Genomic DNA, 21404 nt, shown 5'->3' with positions numbered 1-21404 from the left:
TACCGTTTAGCACGACCGCCCGTCAGGGCACCGGGGAGGCCAGCGTCACGCTGGCCTCCCCGTTTCGTTGCGTGGTCTGTTCCGGCTACCGCCCCGCCTGGACCCCGGCCGGGCAGCACCTCAATAGAATCGAAGACTATGAAGCTCGAACTTCGCGGCATTACGAAGAGATTCGGTGCCCTGGTTGCCAATGACGACATCAACCTCACCATCGAGGAGGGCGAAATCCACGCCCTGCTCGGCGAGAACGGAGCCGGTAAGTCAACGCTGATGAACGTGCTCTACGGCCTGTACCGCGCCGAAGAGGGGCAGATCCTTCTCGATGACGTACCCCAGCACTTCACCGGACCCGGCGACGCCATGGCCGCGGGCATCGGCATGGTGCACCAGCACTTCATGCTCATCCCGGTGTTCACCGTCGCCGAGAACGTCATGCTCGGCCACGAGCAGACCAAGGTCGGCGGTCGCCTCGACCTGCCCGCCGCACGCAAGCGGGTCCGTGAGATCTCCGACCGCTTCGGGTTCAACGTCGACCCCGATGCCCTCGTCGAGAACCTCCCCGTGGGAGTCCAGCAGCGGGTGGAGATCATCAAGGCGCTCTCCCGCGACGCGAAGGTGCTGGTCTTCGATGAGCCCACCGCGGTGCTCACCCCACAGGAGACCGACGAGCTGATGAACATCATGCGTCAGCTCAAGGCCGCTGGGACCTCCATCGTCTTCATCACCCACAAACTGCGCGAGGTGCGCGAAGTCGCGGACCGGATCACGGTCATCCGTCTGGGCAAGGTCGTCGGCACCGCCTCACCGACCGCGAGCAACGAAGAGCTCGCCACGCTGATGGTGGGCCGCGCCGTCGACCTCACCGTCGACAAGGCGCCCGCCACGCCGGGCGCGCCGGCACTCGTGGTGACCAACCTCACCGTGATCGACCCGCTCGGCCAGATCCTGGTCAACGATGTCAGCTTCGACGTCAAGGCCGGCGAGATCCTCGCCATCGCCGGCGTGCAGGGCAACGGCCAGACCGAACTGACCGAGGCGCTGATGGGCCTGCAGCCCCGCGTCGTGGGGGAGATCACCCTCGACGGCACGTCGCTCCGCGGCCACTCGGTGCGCCAGGTGCTCGACGCCGGTGTCGGCTTCGTGCCGGAGGACCGTACCAGGGACGGCCTGGTCGGCGCGTTCACCATCGCCGAGAACCTCATGCTCGACCGCTCCAACAAACTCCCGTTCGTCAAACGGTTCAACGTGCAGTTGAGCTACCTGGCCGACTTCGCCCGCGCCAAGGTGAAGGAATTCGACGTGCGCTCCCAGGGCATCGAGACGCCCGTCGGCCGCCTCTCCGGCGGCAACCAGCAGAAGGTCGTGCTCGCCCGCGAACTCAGCCGCGACCTGCGTCTGTTCGTGGCGGCGCAGCCAACCCGCGGTCTCGACGTGGGCTCGATTGAATTCGTGCACGAGCGTATCGTCGCCACCCGGGATGCCGGCACCCCGGTCATCGTGATCTCCACCGAACTCGACGAGGTCGCCGCCCTCGCCGACCGCATCATGGTCATGTACAGCGGCCGCATTGTCGGCATCGTTCCCGGCGACACCCCCCGATCCGTTCTGGGTCTGATGATGGCGGGCGAAACGCCCGCAGAAGGAGCCGCAGCATGAGCGCCGCGCAGCAGCCCACCACGACCCCGGCGCCGACCGAGCCCGCCGAACCGTCGCGCTGGCACAACATCTTCCGTGAGATCACCACGGGCAACGCGATCATCTCGGTGCTCGCCGTGGTCCTCGCGCTCCTTGTCGGCGCCGTGATGATCGCCTTCACCAACGATGACGTGCAGGAGAGCGCCGGGTACTTCTTCTCCCGGCCCGGCGACCTCATCGGCGCCGTCTGGAACTCGGTCTCCGGCGCGTACTCGGCCCTGTTCCAGGGTTCGGTGTACAACTTCCGCCGCCCGAGCTTCGCCGACGGCATCAAGCCGCTCACCGAGACCTTCACCTACGCCACCCCGCTGATCGCCGCCGGCCTCGGTGTCGCGCTCGGTTTCCGGGTGGGCCTGTTCAACATCGGCGGCCGCGGCCAGATGCTCATCGCCGCGACCCTCGGCGGATGGGTGGCGTTCGCCCTCGAGCTGCCGGCCGGCATCCACATGATCGCGGCGCTCGTGGCCGGCGTTCTCGGCGGTGCCCTCTGGGGCGGCCTGGTCGGCCTGCTCAAGGCCCGCACCGGCGCGCACGAGGTGATCACCACGATCATGCTCAACTACGTGGCCTTCTACCTGGTCAGCTTCCTGCTGCGTGACGGGTTCCTCAAGACGCCCGGCTCGAACAACCCGAAGAGCCCCGCCACCAAGGAGACCGCGGTCTTCTTCGACATCCTCGGCCCCAACTACAACCTGCACTTCGGGTTCATCCTGGTGATCGCGGCCACGGTCTTCGTGTGGTGGCTGCTGGGCCGCTCAAGCCTGGGCTTCAAGTTCCGGGCCGTCGGTGAGAACCCCAACGCCGCACGGGTGGCGGGCATCAGCGTGCAGCGCATGTACGTCTACGCGATGCTGTTCTCCGGCGGGCTCGTCGGCCTGGCCGGCATCAACCAGGTGCTCGGCACCACCACCAGCGGCTTCGGCTCCGGCATCGACTCGGGGATCGGCTTCGACGCCATCACCGTGGCTCTGCTCGGTCGCTCCAAGCCGTGGGGCGTGTTCGCCGCGGGCATCCTGTTCGGCGCCTTCAAGGCCGGCAGCTTCTCGATGCAGGCCGCCGAGGGCGTGCCCATCGACATCGTGCTTGTCGTGCAGTCGCTCATCGTGCTCTTCATCGCCGCGCCGCCGCTCGTGCGCGCGATCTTCCGGCTGCCGGCGCCCGGGGCGCCGCGCCGTAAACCGGTTCCCAACGTGACCCAGGAGGTGGTGGCGAAATGAGCACGATCGCTCCCGTGAACCAGCCCACCCAGCCGTCAGAGCCGCATGAGGGACCAGCGACCGCCGTCATCAAGAGCTGGAAGGTGCCGATCGTCCTCGGCGTCTTCACCGTGCTCGGATTCCTCCTGCTGGTGGTCTTCGGCCGCTCCGGCACCAGCACCATGGTGCTCTCCACCTCCAGCGACCTGATCCAGCTTCCAGACGTGCTCCTGCCCACTCGGGCCACCGGCATCGTCGTGACCGTGCTGCTGGCGCTCATCACCGGGCTCAGCGCCTGGATGGTGCAGACGCACCGCAAGGTTCCGCTCTGGCTCATCTCGGTGTTCGCGTTCCTGCTCCTGCTCGGCTTCCTGGCCTGGGCATCCGCCGACGCGCGCATCCCCGTGCCCGGCCTGCTCTTCGGTTCGCTGAGCCTGGCCGTTCCGCTGATCTTCGGCGCTCTCGGCGGCGTGATCTCCGAGCGGGTCGGCGTGGTCAACGTGGCCATCGAGGGGCAGCTGCTCGCCGGTGCGTTCACCTCGGCCGTCGTCGCGTCGGTCACTCAGCAGCCGCTGCTCGGGCTCCTCGCCGCAATGGTGGCCGGAGTGCTCGTCTCATTCGTGCTCGCCGCGTTCTCGATCAAGTACTTCGTCGACCAGGTCATCGTGGGTGTGGTGCTCAACGTGCTCGTCACGGGCCTGACCGGGTTCCTGTTCTCCCAGGTGCTGGCGCCGAACGCGTCGCTTTTGAACCAGCCGCCCAAGTTCGAGCGCATCAACATCCCGCTGCTGAGCGAGATCCCGATCATCGGGCCGGTCCTCTTCCGGCAGACCCTGATCGTGTACATCATGTACATCGCCGTCGCCCTGGTCTACTACGGCATCTTCCACACCCGGTGGGGCCTCCGCCTCCGCTCGGTGGGCGAGCACCCGCAGGCGGCCGACACCGTGGGCATCAACGTCACGGGCACCCGGTTCTGGAACGTGTCGCTCGCTGGAGCCGTCGCCGGCCTCGGCGGGGCGTACTTCACGCTCGGGTCGGTGGGCGCCTTCGGCAAGGAGATGACCGCCGGCGCCGGCTTCATCGCCCTCGCCGCGGTGATCTTCGGCCGCTGGGACCCGATCCGCGCCACCCTGGCCGCGCTGTTGTTCGGCTTCGCCAGCAACCTGCAGAACGTGCTGAGCATCATCGGTTCGCCGGTGCCCAGCGAGTTCATGCTGATGCTGCCCTACCTGGTCACCATCTTCGCCGTGGCCGGACTGGTGGGGAAGTCCCGCGGGCCGGCGGCATCCGGAAAACCGTACATCAAATCGTGACGGAGGCTCCTGTGACATCTGACACCGTGACGCCCACGTCGGGCGACATCGACTGGGGCGTGCTGCGTAGCGCGGCCGCCGAGGCGATGACCAAGGCCTACGTGCCGTACTCCAAGTTCCCGGTCGGTGCGGCCGCGCTCGTCACCGACGGCCGCGTCATCAGCGGCTGCAATGTGGAGAACGCCTCGTACGGCCTCACCCTCTGCGCCGAGTGCGCGCTCGTGTCGGTACTGCACCTCACCGGCGGCGGCCAGCTCGTCGCCTTCAGCTGCGTCGACGGCAACGGCAACACCCTGATGCCGTGCGGGCGCTGCCGCCAGCTTCTCTACGAACACTCAGCCCCAGGCATGCTGTTGGAGACCGTCTCCGGCGTGCGCACCATCGACGAGGTCCTGCCGGACGCCTTCGGGCCCCGCCAACTCGCCGCCTACCGGGAAGACCACTAAATGAGCTCCACCGCCCGCACCATCGAAGCCTTCGACGCCGTCGACCTGATCCACGCCAAGCGTGACAAGGGCGAGTTGTCGACCCCGCAGATCGACTGGCTGATCGACGCGTACACCCGCGGGTACGTGGGCGACGAGCAGATGGCCGCCATGACCATGGCGATCTTCCTCAACGGCATGTCCCGCCGCGAGATCCGCGACATGACCATGGCCATGATCAACTCCGGCGAGCGGATGAGCTTCGAGGGCCTGGGTAAGCCGACCACCGACAAGCACTCCACCGGCGGCGTCGGCGACAAGATCACCCTGCCGCTGATGCCCCTCGTGGCGGTCTTCGGCGCCGCGGTGCCGCAGCTCTCCGGCCGTGGCCTCGGCCACACCGGCGGCACCCTGGACAAGCTCGAGTCCATCCCGGGCTGGCGCGCCAACCTCAGCAACGAGGAGATGTTCGCCCAGCTGCAGGATGTCGGCGGCGTCATCTGCGCCGCGGGCAGCGGCCTGGCCCCGGCCGACGGCAAGCTCTACGCCCTGCGCGACATCACCGGCACCGTCGAGGCGATCCCGCTGATCGCGTCGTCGATCATGTCGAAGAAGATCGCCGAGGGCACCAGCGCCCTGGTTCTGGACGTCAAGTTCGGCTCCGGCGCGTTCCTCAAGGACATCGAACGCTCCCGCGAACTGGCCCGCACCATGGTCGCGCTCGGCGAGGACGCCGGAGTCGCCACCTCCGCGCTGCTGACCAACATGAACGTGCCCCTCGGCCTGGCCATCGGCAACGCCAACGAGGTGCGCGAGTCCCTCGAGGTGCTCGCCGGCGGCGGCCCAGCCGATGTGGTGGAGCTCACCGTGGCCCTGGCCCGGGAGATGCTCAACCTGGCCGGCATCGTCGACGTCGACGTGGAGGCTGCCCTCAAGGACGGCCGCGCGATGGACAAGTGGAACGCGGTCATCCGTGCGCAGGGCGGCGACCCGACCGCCGCGATGCCCGTTGCGAAGGAGACCCACACCGTGCTCGCCGACCGCGACGGGGTGCTCGTGGAGCAGCAGGCCCTGCCGTTCGGCATCGGCGCCTGGCGCCTCGGCGCCGGACGCGCCCGCAAGCAGGACCCGGTGCAGCACGCCGCCGGCATCGACCTGCACGCCAAGCCGGGCGACACCGTGCGAAAGGGCGAGCCGCTCTTCACCCTCAGCGCCGACGAGCCGGAGCGCTTCGCGCGGGCCCTCGAGGCCGTCGACGGCGCCTGGCGCATCGGTGACCCCGGAGAGCCCGTCCTCGACGGCGGCCCCCTGATCGCCGAGCGCATCACCCGCTAGCCCCGCCGCATCCGCGGGCGGCGCTTCACACCCCGCCGCCCGACGTGCCCGCCCGTCGTCGCCGACTTGCCGCGAATTGCCCCTTCAGTGCTCCTGAAGGGAGCTTTTGACGCAAGTGAGCGCGGGCGTCTTCGGCGACTTGCCGCAAAGTGCCCCTTCAGCGCTGCTGTGGGGGCATTTTGCCGCAACTCGCGGGCGCGGGAGCAGTGCTCAGTCGCCGGGACGCCAGCCCCGGGACCGCAGCGCCTGCTCGAGCCGCGCGAGAACCTCCGCATCAGGGGTCTCCTTCAGTACCCTGATGACCCGCCAGTCCTCGGCCATCACCCCATCCAGCCGGTCGACATCCCGTGCGAATTGCGCATCGTCGGTGCGGTGCTGTCCGCCGTCGTACTCGACGAGAGTTCGGTAGCGCAGGTAGACCAGGTCGCCGCGTACTCGACGACGTTGATGGCGCAGCGGGAGATACACATTGGTCTCAGGTTCCGGCAGACCGGCTCGCACGATGAGCAGGCGCAGGCGGGTCTCTTGACGAGATTCGACCCGTGGACGCACCCACTCCGCGGCGGCGCGAAGCCGTCGGATGCCTCTGTGTCCGGCTCTCGCCTCCACCGCGCGGGCCAGATCGTCGCGGGTGTACGGCGGATCCATGACGCCGAGAAGGTGGTCGCCGAGTGCGATGAGATCGTCCAGGCCCACCAACGGGGCCAGTTCGCACCAGGTGCTGACGGGGTTCTGCACCGTGAGCCCGCGAACGCGCCACAGCTCGGGCCGGCCGGTGACCGTGTGCCCGGCAATCCCGTTGCCCTGCGGAGCGCGCTCGGGTGCGATGACGCTCACGTGCAGGGGCAGATCTCGTCTGGCATGCCGGGGCAGCGGCATCCCGAGCAGCAGGGCCGCGGTGACATGACTGAAGAAATGGGCGGTGGGCATGATCGACGAGTAGGCCCGCGTCAGCTCCGATACTCCGGCAGACCCGCCGGCGGCGACCCTGACTCCGTGGAACGGCGCCTCCAGGTCTGTCGCGTGCAGCCGCTTCGCGGTCACCCCCTCCCGACGTGCGTCGGCGACGGTGAACCCGTCGAGTGACAGGGTGCGAGGGAGCTCAGTTCGCTTACGCATCCGCCCAAGATGCCATTTCTCCCAGCGGGCCGTCAGAGTTATCCACCGGCCGACTTCGCGTGAGGCGGCAGCGCGCCCCTGGGAGCTTGCGGCCAGGGCGACTCGGCGCAAATGAGCGCGGTCGCTGTCGGTGAGTTGCGGAGAATTGCCCTCTCGAGCGGCTTGAGAGGGTACTTTGCGGCAAGTGGGCGGTGAGGCGGTTGATTTTTGGCGAGATGGCGAGCGGAGGTGGCAGCGGAAGGGCACGCACACCGGCGGAGCGGAAGGTGGCAGCGCGCCCACACCGGCGGTTCGACGGATCATGGCAGGGTGCGCAGAGGGGCGCCGGCGAGCGGATGTGGCGGCATCGGGGTGCGCACAGCGACGGGGCGATAGATTAGGGAGGTGAATACCAGCCCTGAGGAATACCTGATGCCCGGCAGCGGCGTGAGCATCAACGCGCTGCCCAAAGTCTCCCTGCACGACCACCTCGACGGTGGTTTGCGGCCGGCCACGATCATCGAGCTGGCCGACGCCATCGACCTCGATCTGCCCGCCGACACCGAGGCCGACCTGGCCGACTGGTTCACCGCTCAGGCCACCTCCGGGTCGCTGGTGGACTACCTCAAGACCTTCGACATCACCGTCGCTGTCATGCAGACCCACGACTCGCTCGCGCGCGTCGCCCGCGAATTCGTCGAAGACCTCGCCCTGGACGGCGTGATCTACGGCGAGATCCGTTGGGCGCCCGAGCAGCACCTCACGGCCGGGCTCAGCCTGGACCAGGCCGTCGACGCCGTGCAGGAAGGCATCGAGGCCGGCATCGACCGAGTCGCCCAGGCCGGGCTGGTCATCAAGATCGGCCAGGTCATCACCGCGATGCGGCACGCCGAGCGTTCGCTCGAGGTCGCCGAGCTCGCCGTGCGGCACCGGGACCTGGGCGTCGTGGGCTTCGACATCGCGGGCGCCGAGCAGGGTTTCCCCGCCGCCGATCACACCGAGGCGTTCGACTTCCTGGCCCGCAACCTCTTCCCGGTCACCGTGCACGCCGGCGAGGCCGACGGCCTCGACAGCATCCGTGGCGCGCTCTTCGACGGCCGGGCGCTGCGCCTGGGCCACGGGGTGCGCCTGGCCGAAGACATCGAGATCGGCCGCGAAGACCAGGACAACACCTACGTCACCCTCGGCCCGCTGGCCCAGTGGGTGCGCGACCGTGAGATCCCGCTCGAGCTGAGCCCGTCGTCCAACCTGCAGACCGGCGCCATCGGCGCCTGGGGCGACGACATGCTCGACCACCCGTTCGACCTGCTCTACCAGCTGGGCTTCCGCGTGACCGTGAACACCGACAACCGTCTGATGAGCGGCACCTCGCTCAGCCGCGAGCTGGCGCTCTTGACGGATGCCTTCGGCTACGACCTCGACGACCTCGAAGCCTTGCAGCTCAACGCGGCGTCGAGCGCGTTCCTGCCGCTCGAGGAGCGCGAAGAACTCGCGGATGCCATCGTCGACGGCTTCGCCAACGCCTGACCGCCCCACCCCAACCCCGAAAGCAGCCATGTCGCTTCCCCCGCTTCCCCTCGACGCCATTGACGTCGGCCTGCACGTTCCCGACTGGCGCGCCGCGATCGGCGCCGCGGGGGCGGCGCTCGAGAGAAGCGGCTCCACCGCGCCGGGCTACACCGAGCGCATGGTGGGGGTGATCGAGGAGTTCGGCGCCTACGTGGTGATCGCGCCCGGGCTGGCCCTGGCGCACGCCCGGCCCGGCCCCGATGTGCTCACCGAGGGTCTGAGCGTGGTGACCCTGGCCGACCCCGTCGCGTTCGGGCATCCGCACAACGACCCGGTCAGCGTGGTGCTCGGCCTGGCCGTGACCACGGGTGACGAGCACGTGCATTTCGTCGCCGAACTCGCCAATGTGTTCAACGATTCCAGCATCATCCCGGCGCTGGCAGCGGCGCCGGACGCCGAAACCGTACGCTCGCTCCTGGGCATCGCGGCACCATCAGGGCACGCAGCCACCGAAGAGGAGTCATCATGAAGATCGTCGCACTGTGCGGAGTGGGAATCGGCACGTCCGCCATTCTCAAGGTCAACGCCGAACGCGCCCTCGAGCGCCTCGACATCCAGGCGGACGTCACCGCCGCCGACATCGCCAGCGTCAAGCTGGCCGCCGCGGACGCCCAGGTGATCCTCACGTCGAGCGAGCTGGTGCCGTCGATCGGCAAGACCAACGCGGATGTCATCATCATCGATAACTTCTTCGACCTGGACGAACTGACCGCCAAGCTCGAGACCGCGCTGGGTTAGCCGGGCGTCCCGGGTCGCAGTGCGACCCGGGAGCACTGCATCAGCCGATCAACGCCCGCATGCCGCGGTCGAGTTCGGCCAGGGCGTCGGATGCGGCCTGACGCCGTTCGGCGAGGCTGCCGACGGTGCTGTTGGTGTCGAGGTAGACCTTCAGCTTGGGCTCCGTGCCGCTCGGGCGCACCATCACGCGGGACCCGTCGGCGAGCACGATGCGCAGCACGTCGCTCGGCGGCAGACCGTTGAAGCCCTGCGAGAGGTCGTCGATGTGGTCGACCCGGCTGCTGCCGATCATCGCCGGCGGGCTGTCGCGCAGTCGCGCCATCACCCGGTCGATCTCGGTGAGGTCGGTGACCCGCACGGAGATCTGGCCCGAGGCGAAGTGCCCGAACTTCTCCGAGAAGGCGTCCAGGTGCTCGGCCAGGGTGGAGCCGTCCGCCTTGAGGTCGCTCACCAGCGAGAGCAGGGCGACCGCGGCCGAGATGCCGTCCTTGTCGCGCACGGTGCCCGGGTTCACCAGGTAGCCCAGGGCCTCCTCGAAGCCGAAGATCAGCCCGGGGGCGCGGGAGACCCACTTGAAGCCCGTGAGGGTGTCGGTGAAGGCCAGCCCGTAGGCATCCGCCACGGCCTTGAGGGCCGGGGTCGACACGATCGAGCAGGCGAGGGTGCCGTTGGCGCCGCCGTCGCCGGGGGTGTTCTGGGCCTCGACGGCCGCGCGCCAGCCGAGGATCGCCCCGACCTCGTTGCCGCTCAGGCGTCGATAGCCCTCGGCCGCGTCGGCGTCGGGGATGGCGATGGCGAGCCGGTCGGCATCCGGGTCGTTGGCGATGATGAGTTCTGCGCCCACCTCGCGGGCGGTCTCATAGGCCAGGTCCATCGCGCCGGGTTCCTCCGGGTTGGGGAACGCGACGGTGGGGAAGGCCGAGTCGGGGGCGATCTGCGCGTCGACGGGGGTCGGCAACGCGAAACCGGCGGCGTCGAGCACGCGGCGGGTGGTGTCCCAGCCCACGCCGTGCAGGGCCGTGTACACGGCGTTGACCTGCGCGCGCGGCGGCCGGGCGATGGCGGCGGTGGCGTCGACGTAGGCCTGCACGACGGACTCCGGCGCGGTCTCGTACGCCGCGCGGGGCAGGTCGGAGACCAGGAGGGTGTCGGCCACCCGCTGGATCTGGGCGGCGATGGCCACGTCGTCGGGGGAGACGATCTGGGAGCCCGCGTCGGCGTCGCCGAGGTAGACTTTGTAGCCGTTGTCGTTGGGCGGGTTGTGCGAGGCGGTCACCATCACACCGGCGCTGGCGCCGAGGTGGCGCACCGCGAATGCGAGCACCGGGGTCGGCAGCAGACGGGGCAGCAGGATCGCACGCACGCCGGCGCCGGCCATGATGGCGGCGGTGTCGGTGGCGAACACGTGCGAGTTGCGGCGGCCGTCGTAGCCGATGACCACCGAGGGGATGCCGCCGGGCCGGGCGGTCGGGGCCTGCTCGAGCAGGAAGGCGGCCAGGCCGGCGGCGGCCTGGGAGACCAGTACCCGGTTCATCCGGTTGGAGCCGGCGGCGATCTCGCCGCGGAGGCCGGCGGTGCCGAACGCGAGGCGCTCGTCGAACCTGGAGTGCAGGTCGGCCACGGCGGCCGGATCGCGGTCCTGGGCCTGCTGCAGGAGCACGCGCAGTTCGGCGCGGGTCTCCGGGTCGGGGTCCTGGGCGAGCCACGCGGTGGCGGTGACGATGAGTTCGCCCACCGGGTCGGTCGCGGCCGGTTCGATCACGACGGTGTCGAGCACCGCGGTCGCGGCCGGGACCTCGTCGAGCGGCGCGGCGACGGTGTCGAGCACGGCGGTCTTCGGTTCGCGTTCCTCGGCGGGCACGGGCTCCGGCGCTGTCTCGGTGACGGGCTCGGCGGCGTGCGCGCCGCGGCGGCGGGTCTCGTCGGCCGCGGGCTGTTCCGGAATGCCGTTGTCCAGGCTCACAGCGAGGCCACGATCTTGGCCAGGAGTGCGCTGATGGTGGCTTCGGCCATCTGTCCGGCCTCGAGCACCTCACCGTGGCTCAGCGGGGTCTTCTGGATGCCGGCGGCCAGGTTGGTGATCAGCGACATGCCGAGTACCTCCATGCCGGCCTGCCGGGCCGCGATGGCCTCGAGGGCCGTGGACATTCCGACGATGTGACCGCCGATGGCCTTGGCCATCTGCACCTCGGCCGGCGTCTCGTAGTGCGGGCCGCGGAACTGGCAGTACACGCCCTCGTCGAGCGAGGCGTCGATGCCCCGGGCCAGGTCGCGCAGGCGCTGCGAGTACAGGTCGGTGAGGTCGATGAAGGTGGCGCCCTCGAGCGGCGAGTCTGCGGTGAGGTTGATGTGGTCGCTGATCAGTACCGGCGTGCCTGGCGTCCAGGTCTCGCGGATGCCGCCGGCCCCGTTGGTGAGGATCATGGTCGTCGCGCCCGTGGCCGCGGCGGTCCGCACGCTGTGCACGACCCGGCGCACGCCGTGGCCCTCGTAGTAATGGGTGCGGGCGCCGATCACGAGGGCACGCTTGCCCGTGGGCAGCAGCACCGACCGCAGCATGCCGGCGTGGCCGGCCAGCGCGGGCGCGCTGAAGCCGGTGATCTCCTGCGCGGGGATGGTGTGCGTGGTCTCGCCGATCAGGTCGGCAGCCTTGCCCCAGCCGCTGCCCAGGGTGAGGGCGATGTCGTGATGGTCGACTCCGGTGGCGTCGGCGATTTCCTGGGCAGCGATCTTGGCCACGTCGAACGGGTTGGTTTCCGGCGCGTCAAGAGGATTGATCTCGGTCGTGAGCATCCCCCTACTCTAATTGCCCGGACGTCTGGTGTGGTTTGGCCCGGCGCGGGTGGCGCGACAGAATAAGTGAATGTCTTACGAGTTCGAGAGAAAACAGCGGATCGCCATCATCGGTGGAGGCCCCGGCGGTTATGAGGCGGCTCTGGCGGGCGCCCAGCAGGGCGCCGAGGTGACCCTGATCGAACGCGTCGGCGTCGGCGGCGCTGCGGTGCTCACCGATGTGGTCCCCTCGAAGTCGCTCATCGCGACGGCTGAGGCATCCAACTCGATCCGAGAGGCGACCGACCTCGGCGTGCAGTTCTTCGTGCGCGGCGACACCGGTAAGCCGCTGCACCCCGAGGTGGCGATCAACCTGGCCGCCGTCAACAAGCGCCTGCTGGCGCTGGCCCGGGAGCAGTCCGAAGACATGCGGGCCACCCTCGTGAAGGCCGGCGTCAAGCTGCAGAGCGGCCACGGCCGCCTCGACGGCCGCGACGCCGTGATCGTCTCCACGGGCGACGACGGCTCCGGAACCGACTTCGACCGGATCGAGGCCGACACGATCGTGCTGTCGGTCGGCGGCAGCCCGCGCACCCTGCCCAGCATGATGCCCGACGGCGAACGCATCCTCACCTGGACGCAGCTCTACAACCTCAAGTCGGTGCCCAAACACTTGATCGTGGTCGGCTCCGGCGTCACCGGGGCCGAGTTCGCTTCCGCCTACCGGGCCCTCGGCGCCGAGGTCACCCTGATCTCCAGCCGCGACCAGGTGCTGCCCGGCGAGGACGCCGATGCGGCCGCCGTGATCGAGAACGTGTTCACCCGCAACGGCATGGTCGTGCTCAGCAAGTCCCGCGCCGCATCCGCCGAGCGCACCGCGACAGGCGTGACCGTGACCCTCTCCGACGGCCGCACCGTCGAGGGCAGCCACTGCCTGATCGCCGTCGGCGCTGTGCCCAACACCACGGGCCTCGGCCTCGTCGAAGCCGGCGTGCAGCTGGACGAGTCCGGTCACATCCGGGTCAACCGGGTGGCACGCACCTCGATCCCCAACATCTACGCGGCGGGCGACTGCACCACCGAGATGCCGCTGGCCTCCGTGGCGTCGATGATGGGCCGCACGGCCGTCTACCACGCCATGGGCGACGCCGTGAAGCCCATCGACGTGCGCAACGTGGCCGCGAACATCTTCACCCAACCGGAGATCGCCACGGTGGGCTGGGCCCAGAAGGAGATCGAGGAGGGCCTGCGCCGCGGCGAGGTCTACAAGATGCCGCTGGAAGCCAACCCGCGCGCCAAGATGATGGGCATCACCGACGGCTTCGTCAAGCTGATCGCCTCCCGCGGCACCGGCACCGTCATCGGCGGCGTCATCGTGGGCCCCAAGGCCAGCGAGCTGATCTTCCCGCTCACCCTCGCCGTCGAGCACGGCCTCACAGTCGACGAGGTCGCAGAGGCCTTCACGGTGTACCCGTCACTGACGGGCTCGATCACGGATGCCGCGCGCGCCATGCACAAGGTGCACTACTGACCCACAAGCCCTGACCTACAGGCCCTGACCCGCCGCCCCTGACCCGCAGGCCCATACCCGCCATCCGGCTGAGCCCCGGCCCAGCCCGGCGTGCCCGCGTTGGGGTTGCATAGCTCCTGCAATTTGCCTGGCGGCAGGCAACGGATGCCGGAAACACGCGGGTCGGCGTCGGGCTGCCAGGATTCTGCAGGAGTGATGCATCCCGACCGGGGTCGGGTGGCAGGGGGCTGCGCGGCGGGACGGGTGCTAGGAGACGGTCAGCAGCAGGTGGCCGCTGGAGACCGTGGCGCCGACGTCAGCGCCGATCGCCCCGATCACGCCGTCCTTGTGGGCGGTGAGCGGCTGTTCCATCTTCATGGCCTCGAGCACGAGCAGCAGGTCGCCCTTGACCACGGTGTCGCCCTCGGCGACGAGGATCTTGACGATGGTGGCCTGCATGGGCGCCTTGACCGCGTCGCCCGTCGAGGCGCTCACGGCGTGCGTCGCCGTGCGCCGGCGAGGCGCCGGGCCCGCGGTCTTCTCCGATGCGGTGCCGGGCAGCAGCCGGCTGGGCAGGCTCACCTCGATGCGGCGGCCGTCGACCTCGACGACCACGCTGTGGCGGGCGTCCGAGCGGGGGCGGTCTTCGACCGTGCCGCTCCAGGGAGCGATGGTGTTCTCGAACTCGGTCTCGATCCAGCGCGTGTAGATCGAGAAGGGCGCGCCGTCGGCGGGGGCGAAGGCCGGGTCGCGCACGATCATGCGGTGGAAGGGCAGCACCGTGGGCAGGCCGGCGACCTCGAACTCGTCCAGGGCGCGACGGGCGCGCTCCAGGGCCTGTTCGCGGGTGGCGCCGGTGACGACGAGCTTGGCCAGCAGCGAGTCGAACGAGCCGGAGATCTCGTCGCCGGACTGCACGCCGCTGTCGACGCGCACGCCGGGGCCGCCGGCGGGCCGGAACACGTGCACGGGGCCGGGCGCGGGCATGAAGCCGCGGCCGGCGTCTTCGCCGTTGATGCGGAACTCGAAGGAGTGGCCCACGGCCACGGGGTCGTCGTAGTCGAGCACGCCGCCCTCGGCGAGGCGGAACTGCTCGCGCACCAGGTCGATGCCGGTGACCTCTTCGGAGACCGGGTGCTCCACCTGCAGGCGGGTGTTCACCTCGAGGAAGGAGACCGTGCCGTCCTGGCCGATCAGGAACTCACAGGTGCCGGCGCCCACGTAGCCGACCTCCTTGAGGATCGCCTTTGACGCCCGGTACATCTCGGTTGTCTGCGCCTCGGTGAGGAACGGCGCCGGCGCCTCTTCGACGAGCTTCTGGTGGCGACGCTGCAGGGAGCAGTCGCGCGTGGAGATGACGACGACGTTGCCGTGCGCATCCGCCAGGCACTGGGTTTCGACGTGCCGGGGCTTGTCGAGGTACTTCTCCACGAAGCACTCGCCGCGGCCGAACGCCGTGATGGCCTCGCGCACCGCGGAGTCGAACAGTTCGGGCACCTCTTCGCGGGTGCGGGCCACCTTCAGCCCGCGGCCGCCACCGCCGAAGGCCGCCTTGATGGCGACGGGCAGGCCGTGCTGGTCGACGAAGTCGAGCACCTCGGATGCGTCCGCGACCGGGTTCAGGGTGCCGGGCGCCATCGGGGCGTGCACCTTCTCGGCGATGTGCCGGGCGGAGACCTTGTCGCCGAGTTGCTCGATGGCCTCGGGGGACGGCCCGATCCAGATCAGGCCGGCGCCGATCACGGCGCGGGCGAAGGCGGCGTTCTCGGCCAGGAAGCCATACCCGGGGTGCACGGCGTCGGCACCCGAGCGGCGGGCGACGGAGAGGATCTTCTCGATGACCAGGTACGTTTCGGCGCTCGTCGTCCCGTCGAGCCCGTAGGCCTCGTCGGCGAGGCGGGAATGCAGGGCGTCGCGGTCCTGGTCGGCGTACACGGCGACCGAGAGGATGCCACTGTCCTTCGCCGCTCGGATCACTCGGACGGCGATCTCGCCCCGGTTGGCGATGAGGACCTTCGTTATACGCGACATAGGTACTGAGCCTATTGGTCAGCACCCCAGCTTTTTTGGTTCTTTCCCACAAAAAGGAATGCCGGAACCCTGCGTCGGGCTACAAAGACGCCCCTCGGGTGGTCAGTCCGGTAGGGCCGAAATACCCCGATTCCACAGGCTCGGCCAGTCATAGCCCAGCCGGGACACCAATCGGCGCAGGGTCGGCAGCGACAGTCCGACCACAGTGGACGGGTCGCCCTCGATGCGGGTGATGTACGGCGCGCCGAGACTGTCGATGGTGAAGGCGCCGGCCACGAACAAGGGTTCTCCGGTCGCGATGTAGGCGTCGAGCTCGGCATCCGGGATGTCGTCGGCGAAGGTCACCGAGGCCTGGGCCACGGCCCCGACCGCACGCCCGGGCCGGCCGTCGACGTATTCGATCAGCCAGTGGCCGGAGAAGAGCTGGCCGGTACGGCCGCGCTGGCCCTGCCAGCGCTCCCGGGCCCGCTCGGGGGTGTGCGGCTTGCCGTAGATCACGCCGTCGAGCACGAACACCGAGTCGCCGCCCAGGATCAGGCCGTCGATGCCGTGCGCCGCGCCATCCGCGGCCACCGCCTCGGCCTTCGCCCTGGCCAGCAGCTCCACCACGTGGTGCGGCGTGAGCGGCGCGCCGGTGCGCACAGCCTCGGCCTCGGCGACGGCATCCTCGTCGACCTCGGGCGAGATCGTGGTGGGTTCGATGCCCGCCGCCCGCAGCAGCGACAAGCGGGCGGGGGAGGTGGAGGCGAGGTACAGGCGCATGGAACCCTTCGGTGTCTCAGCAGATGTGGGATGCTCGTTGAATGGGCACCAACACCAATAATCAGGCACGACAGGGCAATCCCGAAGGCGAAATCGGCACGGAACTCGAGCTCGACGTCACAAATGTAGCCCACGGCGGTATCTTCGTGGCCCGGCACGAGGGCCGGGTGGTCTTCGTCAGCGACACCATGCCGGGTGAGCGGGTGCGCGCGCGGTTGACCGACGCGAACAAGAAGAGCTTCTGGCGTGCCGAGACCGTCGAGGTCCTCGAGGCGGCCCCCGAACGCCAGCCGCACATCTGGGCCGCCGCCGCCATCGACCGTGACCCGGCAGACCGTGCCGGCGGCGCCGAATTCGGCCACATCGAACTCAGCCACCAGCGCGAACTCAAGCGTCAGGTGCTCGCCGACGCCCTGCACCGCATGGCCGGCATCGACACCGACGTCACCGTCGAGCCCGTCGCCGTGGCCGCGGATGCGTCGCCCGGCGACGCCATGGACGGCACCGGCTGGCGCACCCGGGTGCGCCTGCACGTGACCGCCGACGGCATCGTGGGCCCCTACGCGGCCCGCTCACACCGGGTGATCCCGGTCGACGACCTGCCGCTGGCGGTGCACGCCCTCGAGATGGCCGCGCCGTTGGACCGGTTGTTCGCCGGAGCGGCCTCCGTGGACGTCGTGGCTCCGAGCGTGGGCCCCGTGCAGATCCTGCCCGCCGAACAGGACGACAAGGGCCGCCGCCGTCGCACCGCCCCGAACCCGATCACCGAGCTCGTCGGCGACCGCGAGTTCCGGCTCGACGCCGCCGGATTCTGGCAGGTGCACGCCCGCGCCGCCGAAACCCTCTTCAGCGCCGTGCAGGACGCCATCGACCCCGACCTGTTCGACCCCAAGGCCGCCAACCTCGACCTCTACGGCGGGGTGGGCCTGCTCGCGGCCGCTGTCGGTGAGCGATTCGGCCCATCCGTGCGCATCACCTCGGTGGAAAGCGACGCGCAGGCCACCGGCTACGCCGCGGAGAACCTGGCCGAATGGGTCGGCGCCGCCGCCCAGACCGACCGGGTCGACCGGTTCCTGGCCGGCCTCGCCCGCGACGCGAAGAACGTCCACCAGGGCCGCCAGCAGGCCGCCACCGTGATCCTCGACCCGCCGCGTTCGGGTGCGGGGGCGGATGTGGTCGACAAGTTGGCCTTCCTCTCGCCCGCCCAGGTGGTCTACGTGGCCTGCGACCCCGTGGCCCTGGCCCGGGACATCGCGCTCTTCGCCGGGTACGGCTACACGCTCAAGAGCCTGCGCGCGTTCGACCTGTTTCCCAACACCCACCACGTCGAGGCCGTCGCGCTGTTGACCAAATAGCTAGTCTTAGCGAAGTAACCGCAACGAAGGATGAGCACACCGTGACCGAGCTTGACGCAGCGCCAGACCGGGTCGGCGACCCCGTGCGGGTGGGAATCGCCGACGACCACGAATCGGTACGCCTGGGGATCAAGGCCGCCTGCGAGAACGCCGGCTTCGAGGTGGTCTTCGCGGCCGCCACGGTGCGGGAACTCGTCGACGGCCTGTCCAACCGAACGGTCGACGTGATCGTGCTCGATCTGTCCCTGGGCGACGGGTCCCTGGTCACCGACAATGTGCACCTGGCCCGCAGCACCGGAGCGTCGGTGCTCGTGCACAGCATCGCCGACCGGGTCGCCCTGGTACGGGAGGCCCTGGCGGCCGGTGCGGCCGGCGTCATCCCCAAGTCCTCGCCGACGACCACCGTGATGGCCGCCGTCGCCTCCGTCGCCCGCGGCGACGTGCTCAACAACCTCGAATGGGCCACCGCGATCGACGCCGACCGGGACTTCGCCAAGGCGCAGCTGGGCCGCAGAGAGCGGGATGTGCTGCACCTGTACGCCTCCGGCCTGCCGTTGAAGATGGTCGCCATGCAGCTCGGCATCGCGCACTCGACGGCTCGGGAATACCTCGACCGCATCCGGGTCAAGTACGTCGAGGTGGGCCGCCCGGCGCCGACGAAGGTGGACCTGTTGCGGCGGGCCGTGGAAGACGGCATCCTGCCCGGGCTTGACCCGGACGGCGGGGATGGGCGCTCCTAGGCCGGCGGAGGCCGCGCCGGTCCGGTCCTTCCGACTCGCGCCCGGCCGAGTAGCCCCCGAGCAGCTCGGCGCCGACCTCCTCAACGAATCCAAGCAACCACGGAAGCCCATCTCCCGCGCCCAGATCGAGCGGGTGGTGTCCCGCGCCGTCGGCGGTGTCGGCCTGATCTTCGCCCTGCAGACGTATCCGGCCATGCTGCACCAGTTGGGCAGTCTGAAGCCGGGTCTGGGCATCGCCCTCACCGTCGCGATATTCGGCGGCCTGGGTCTGGCGATCATCGCCACCCTGGTGAAGAGGTTCATCCGGGTTACCAGCGGACTCTTCGCGATCCTCTACCTGGTGGCGTTGGTCGCCTGGCCGGCCATGCTGAACACCCCGGACGGCGTGCTCGACGGCAAGTCCTGGCTCTGGTACCTGTGCACCGTCGCCACCTCCTGCGCCGCGGTGTCATTCCCGCTGTGGTGGGCGATGACGTACACCCTCCTCGCCCCCATCGCCTACGGCCTGGTGCGGGTGCTGCCGGCCGGCGGCGGCGCGGAGCCCATGCTCGGCGCCCTGGATGCGGTCTACGCGATCCTGCTCGGCCAGGTCGTGCTCATCATCATCACCATGCTCCGCCAGGCCACAGCTGCCGTCGACACGGCGCAGACGAACGCCCTGCAGACGTACGCCGCCGCCGTGCGCCAGCATGCCACCGAGGTGGAGCGGGTGCAGGTGGACTCGATCGTGCACGACAGCGTCCTGGCCGCGCTGCTGTCGGCGGCGGCAGCCGGCACGCCCAAGGGCGCCGAACTTGCCTCGACGATGGCGAAGGAGGCCATCACCCGGCTCAACGAGGCCGGTTCGATCCCCGCCGGCGACGACAGTCTGGTGCCCTTCAGCGAACTCAAGAACAAGATCCGGGCCCTCGCCGCCCGGTTCGACGAACCGATCGAGTTCATCGACTGCGATGCCGAGAACCTCAGCCTGCCGACCTACGCCAGCGACGCGCTCTACGCGGCCAGTGCGCAGGCCATCAGCAACAGCATCCAGCACGCCGGTGCCCCCGGCGCGACGGTACCCCGGTCGGTGCGCATGAACGCCAATCTGCTCGGCGGCTGCACCATCGAGATCGCCGACTCCGGTGTGGGGTTCGACCCCGAGTTGGTGCCCAGCGAACGGCTCGGTCTGCGCATCTCGATCCGGGAACGCGTGGCCACGGCCGGTGGCGCGGTTCAGGTGCGCAGCGCTCCGGGCCGGGGCACGTCGATCCTGATCGAGTGGCCCCTGAGCGATGGCGGTGACGACGCGTGATCACGGTTCCCCGCGGGCTGATCCTCTCGCTCGCCGCACTGTTCTCGGCCTATCACGTGATTCTGGCGCTCTATTCGCTGGGCGTGCCGGCGTCGCCGGTTCCGCCGCTGATCGCGATCCTGCTCTACGCGGCGGCCACGACAATGAGCCTGTGGCCCACCAGCCCGGCACGGATGTCGCTGTGGCTGGCGTTCTTCAACGTCGCCGTGTGCATCGCCGTTCCGCTCCTCGTCGGTAGCCAACTCGACGGCTCGGTGCCCGACAACGGCTACGCCACCTGGTACGTGGCCGCCGTGGGCACCCTGATGACCATCACGGCGACGCGGAGGCGCGCGACCCTGGCCTGGGTGGGGGTGGCCTTCCTCGTCGCCCACACGGTCGTCTGGGCCGGCGCAGGGGCTCTGGCCTCGATGGGTGTCATCGGCAGCGTGGTCTGGGTGGTGGTTGCCGTGATGCTGGCGCGCGCGCTGGCCAAGGCCGGCCGGGACGCCCGCCAGTACGGCCTCGCCGAACGGGAGGCCACCGAATGGCAGGCGGCCCAGGAAGCGCACCTCTACGAGCGGCAGGTGCGCCTGGCTCAGACCATCCGTCTGGCCGCGCCGATGCTGCGTCGCATCATCACGGGCGACGGCGCGCTCTCCGAAGCAGAACGGCAGGAATGCCGCTACCTGGAGGCCGCCATCCGCGACGAGATCCGCGGGCGCAGGCTGCTCAATGAGGCCGTACGCCGTGAGGTGATGTCGGCCAGGCGCCGCGGCGCCACCGTGACGCTGCTCGATGAGGGCGGCATCGACGACCTCGCCGGCACCGACCTGGAGGTCGTGCTGAACACCCTGGCCGATGCCATGGCCGGCACCTCGGCGTCCACTATCATCGCCCGCACGGCGGCCGACGGGTCGGGCACGGCGGTGACCGTGGTGGGCCTGAACAGCCCGGACCCCCGGCTCAGCGCGCTTGGCCAGGATTCCGACGAAGAGGTGGACCTCTGGCTGGAGATCCCGCGCGCGCAACACGCCCGCCCGGCAGCGGGGGCGACGACCCGACGGCACTGATCGACCCGACGGCACTGATCGCAGACATGCGAAAGGGGACCTACCGAAGCAGATCCCCTTCCGACATTTCCGTGTCGAGGCGACAACCCGAATGTCGCCTAGACGCGCCCCCCAAACATTCGCCTGCTTACCCTAGTCGGCGAATATTTGGTGGTGTCACCCGAAAGCAACACCCAGCACTAGTAATACTGCTGCCTGGCGGCACCGAGGAAAAGTCGTCATTTAGGGGGACAGTCCGCCGGGTCTCCGCCAGGGGTGCCGCGGCCTACGCCGTGAAGCCCCGCCAGCGTTCGTCGCCGCGAGCCAACGGCTCGCGGATGGCGCGCTGGCTGTGCTGCCAGGGGCTGCGGATCTCGTTCGGCGCGGCGCGCAGGTTGTCGGACTCGGCGCGCAGCATCGCCCGCAGCACAGCCGTCACCGCGGCGGCCTCCTGGTCGGTGACGCCGGTGGTGATGAAGGTCAGGTCGGCCGGGTCGAAGCCGGCCGGGTGCTCTGTGTCGGTCATGGGAGGCGCCG

19 protein-coding genes are annotated in these 21404 nt (G+C 69.6%); 13 read left to right on the top strand and 6 right to left on the bottom strand.

From position 1 onward, the window contains the following. Window positions 1-138 precede the first annotated feature (138 nt). From DOE79_RS07955 to DOE79_RS07935, 5 genes are all read left to right on the top strand, one after another. Entirely contained in the window at window positions 139-1656 is a 1518-nt protein-coding gene (locus DOE79_RS07955; RefSeq protein ID WP_120338030.1) for an ABC transporter ATP-binding protein, read from the top strand. Then, window positions 1653-2912 carry an ABC transporter permease gene (locus DOE79_RS07950; RefSeq protein ID WP_120338029.1) on the top strand — a complete coding sequence of 420 codons (1260 nt, stop codon included), beginning with the start codon at window positions 1653-1655 and terminating at the stop codon, window positions 2910-2912. The genes DOE79_RS07955 and DOE79_RS07950 overlap by 4 nt, the downstream gene beginning before the upstream one ends. Further along, a complete protein-coding gene (locus tag DOE79_RS07945) occupies window positions 2909-4207 on the top strand; it encodes an ABC transporter permease (protein ID WP_120338028.1) in 1299 nt (432 codons plus the stop codon). Before DOE79_RS07950 ends, DOE79_RS07945 begins: the two co-directional genes overlap by 4 nt. Window positions 4208-4293: 86 nt before the next feature. Further along, window positions 4294-4653, top strand: coding sequence for a cytidine deaminase (locus tag DOE79_RS07940; protein ID WP_245977309.1), 360 nt, complete (start codon window positions 4294-4296; stop codon window positions 4651-4653). Beyond that, complete coding sequence (locus tag DOE79_RS07935) at window positions 4654-5967, top strand: thymidine phosphorylase (RefSeq protein WP_120338026.1); 1314 nt, start codon at window positions 4654-4656, stop codon at window positions 5965-5967. 210 nt (window positions 5968-6177) lie between these two features. On the opposite strand, the gene DOE79_RS07930 is transcribed toward DOE79_RS07935, so the two are convergent. Next, window positions 6178-7086, bottom strand: coding sequence for a hypothetical protein (locus DOE79_RS07930; protein ID WP_120338025.1), 909 nt, complete (start codon window positions 7084-7086; stop codon window positions 6178-6180). Between the two features lie 384 nt (window positions 7087-7470). Here DOE79_RS07930 and DOE79_RS07925 point away from each other — a divergent pair, with 384 nt between their 5' ends. The 3 genes from DOE79_RS07925 to DOE79_RS07915 are packed head-to-tail and all read left to right on the top strand — an operon-like array spanning window position 7471 to window position 9372. Next, a complete protein-coding gene (locus DOE79_RS07925; protein WP_425455702.1) occupies window positions 7471-8592 on the top strand; it encodes an adenosine deaminase in 1122 nt (373 codons plus the stop codon). Window positions 8593-8620: 28 nt separating this feature from the next. Continuing rightward, entirely contained in the window at window positions 8621-9103 is a 483-nt protein-coding gene (locus tag DOE79_RS07920) for a PTS sugar transporter subunit IIA (protein ID WP_120338023.1), read from the top strand. Continuing rightward, window positions 9100-9372 carry a PTS sugar transporter subunit IIB gene (locus DOE79_RS07915; RefSeq protein ID WP_066593010.1) on the top strand — a complete coding sequence of 91 codons (273 nt, stop codon included), beginning with the start codon at window positions 9100-9102 and terminating at the stop codon, window positions 9370-9372. The genes DOE79_RS07920 and DOE79_RS07915 overlap by 4 nt, the downstream gene beginning before the upstream one ends. A gap of 40 nt (window positions 9373-9412) precedes the next feature. Here the strand turns inward: DOE79_RS07915 and DOE79_RS07910 are convergent, their stop codons facing one another. Both DOE79_RS07910 and DOE79_RS07905 read right to left on the bottom strand, forming a co-directional pair. Further along, the gene (locus tag DOE79_RS07910; RefSeq protein WP_120340230.1) at window positions 9413-11107 is read right to left on the bottom strand and encodes a phospho-sugar mutase; all 1695 of its coding nucleotides are present in this window, start codon (window positions 11105-11107) and stop codon (window positions 9413-9415) included. 224 nt (window positions 11108-11331) lie between these two features. Next, window positions 11332-12165, bottom strand: coding sequence for a purine-nucleoside phosphorylase (locus tag DOE79_RS07905; RefSeq protein ID WP_120338022.1), 834 nt, complete (start codon window positions 12163-12165; stop codon window positions 11332-11334). 70 nt (window positions 12166-12235) lie between these two features. Here DOE79_RS07905 and DOE79_RS07900 point away from each other — a divergent pair, with 70 nt between their 5' ends. Further along, on the top strand, window positions 12236-13675 hold the full coding sequence (locus DOE79_RS07900; RefSeq protein WP_120338021.1) for an NAD(P)H-quinone dehydrogenase: 1440 nt from the start codon (window positions 12236-12238) through the stop codon (window positions 13673-13675). A gap of 246 nt (window positions 13676-13921) precedes the next feature. Here DOE79_RS07900 and DOE79_RS07895 read toward each other — a convergent pair whose 3' ends face one another. Together DOE79_RS07895 and DOE79_RS07890 are read right to left on the bottom strand one after the other, a co-directional pair. Continuing rightward, window positions 13922-15685: an acetyl/propionyl/methylcrotonyl-CoA carboxylase subunit alpha gene (locus DOE79_RS07895; RefSeq protein WP_120338020.1), complete on the bottom strand. Its 1764-nt coding sequence runs from the start codon at window positions 15683-15685 to the stop codon at window positions 13922-13924. Between the two features lie 102 nt (window positions 15686-15787). Continuing rightward, window positions 15788-16447: a Maf family protein gene (locus tag DOE79_RS07890; RefSeq protein WP_120338019.1), complete on the bottom strand. Its 660-nt coding sequence runs from the start codon at window positions 16445-16447 to the stop codon at window positions 15788-15790. A gap of 41 nt (window positions 16448-16488) precedes the next feature. Between DOE79_RS07890 and DOE79_RS07885 the strand changes: the two genes are divergently transcribed. Genes DOE79_RS07885 through DOE79_RS07870 form a run of 4 tightly spaced genes read left to right on the top strand, consistent with a single transcriptional unit; the run spans window position 16489 to window position 20888 of the window. Next, window positions 16489-17802: a class I SAM-dependent RNA methyltransferase gene (locus DOE79_RS07885; RefSeq protein WP_120338018.1), complete on the top strand. Its 1314-nt coding sequence runs from the start codon at window positions 16489-16491 to the stop codon at window positions 17800-17802. Between the two features lie 41 nt (window positions 17803-17843). Continuing rightward, the gene (locus DOE79_RS07880; protein ID WP_120338017.1) at window positions 17844-18542 is read left to right on the top strand and encodes a response regulator transcription factor; all 699 of its coding nucleotides are present in this window, start codon (window positions 17844-17846) and stop codon (window positions 18540-18542) included. Next, complete coding sequence (locus tag DOE79_RS07875) at window positions 18529-19836, top strand: sensor histidine kinase (RefSeq protein ID WP_120338016.1); 1308 nt, start codon at window positions 18529-18531, stop codon at window positions 19834-19836. Before DOE79_RS07880 ends, DOE79_RS07875 begins: the two co-directional genes overlap by 14 nt. After that, window positions 19833-20888 carry a hypothetical protein gene (locus DOE79_RS07870; RefSeq protein ID WP_120338015.1) on the top strand — a complete coding sequence of 352 codons (1056 nt, stop codon included), beginning with the start codon at window positions 19833-19835 and terminating at the stop codon, window positions 20886-20888. The genes DOE79_RS07875 and DOE79_RS07870 overlap by 4 nt, the downstream gene beginning before the upstream one ends. 265 nt (window positions 20889-21153) lie before the next feature. Here DOE79_RS07870 and DOE79_RS07865 read toward each other — a convergent pair whose 3' ends face one another. After that, window positions 21154-21393, bottom strand: a complete 240-nt coding sequence (locus DOE79_RS07865) for an acyl-CoA carboxylase subunit epsilon (RefSeq protein ID WP_120338014.1) — start codon at window positions 21391-21393, stop codon at window positions 21154-21156. Window positions 21394-21404: the final 11 nt, after the last annotated feature.

This window comes from Cryobacterium soli, assembly GCF_003611035.1.
Lineage (GTDB): Bacteria > Actinomycetota > Actinomycetes > Actinomycetales > Microbacteriaceae > Cryobacterium > Cryobacterium soli.
Note: the sequence above shows the minus strand (reverse complement) of the source record. Positions and strands in the feature narration are given on the sequence as shown.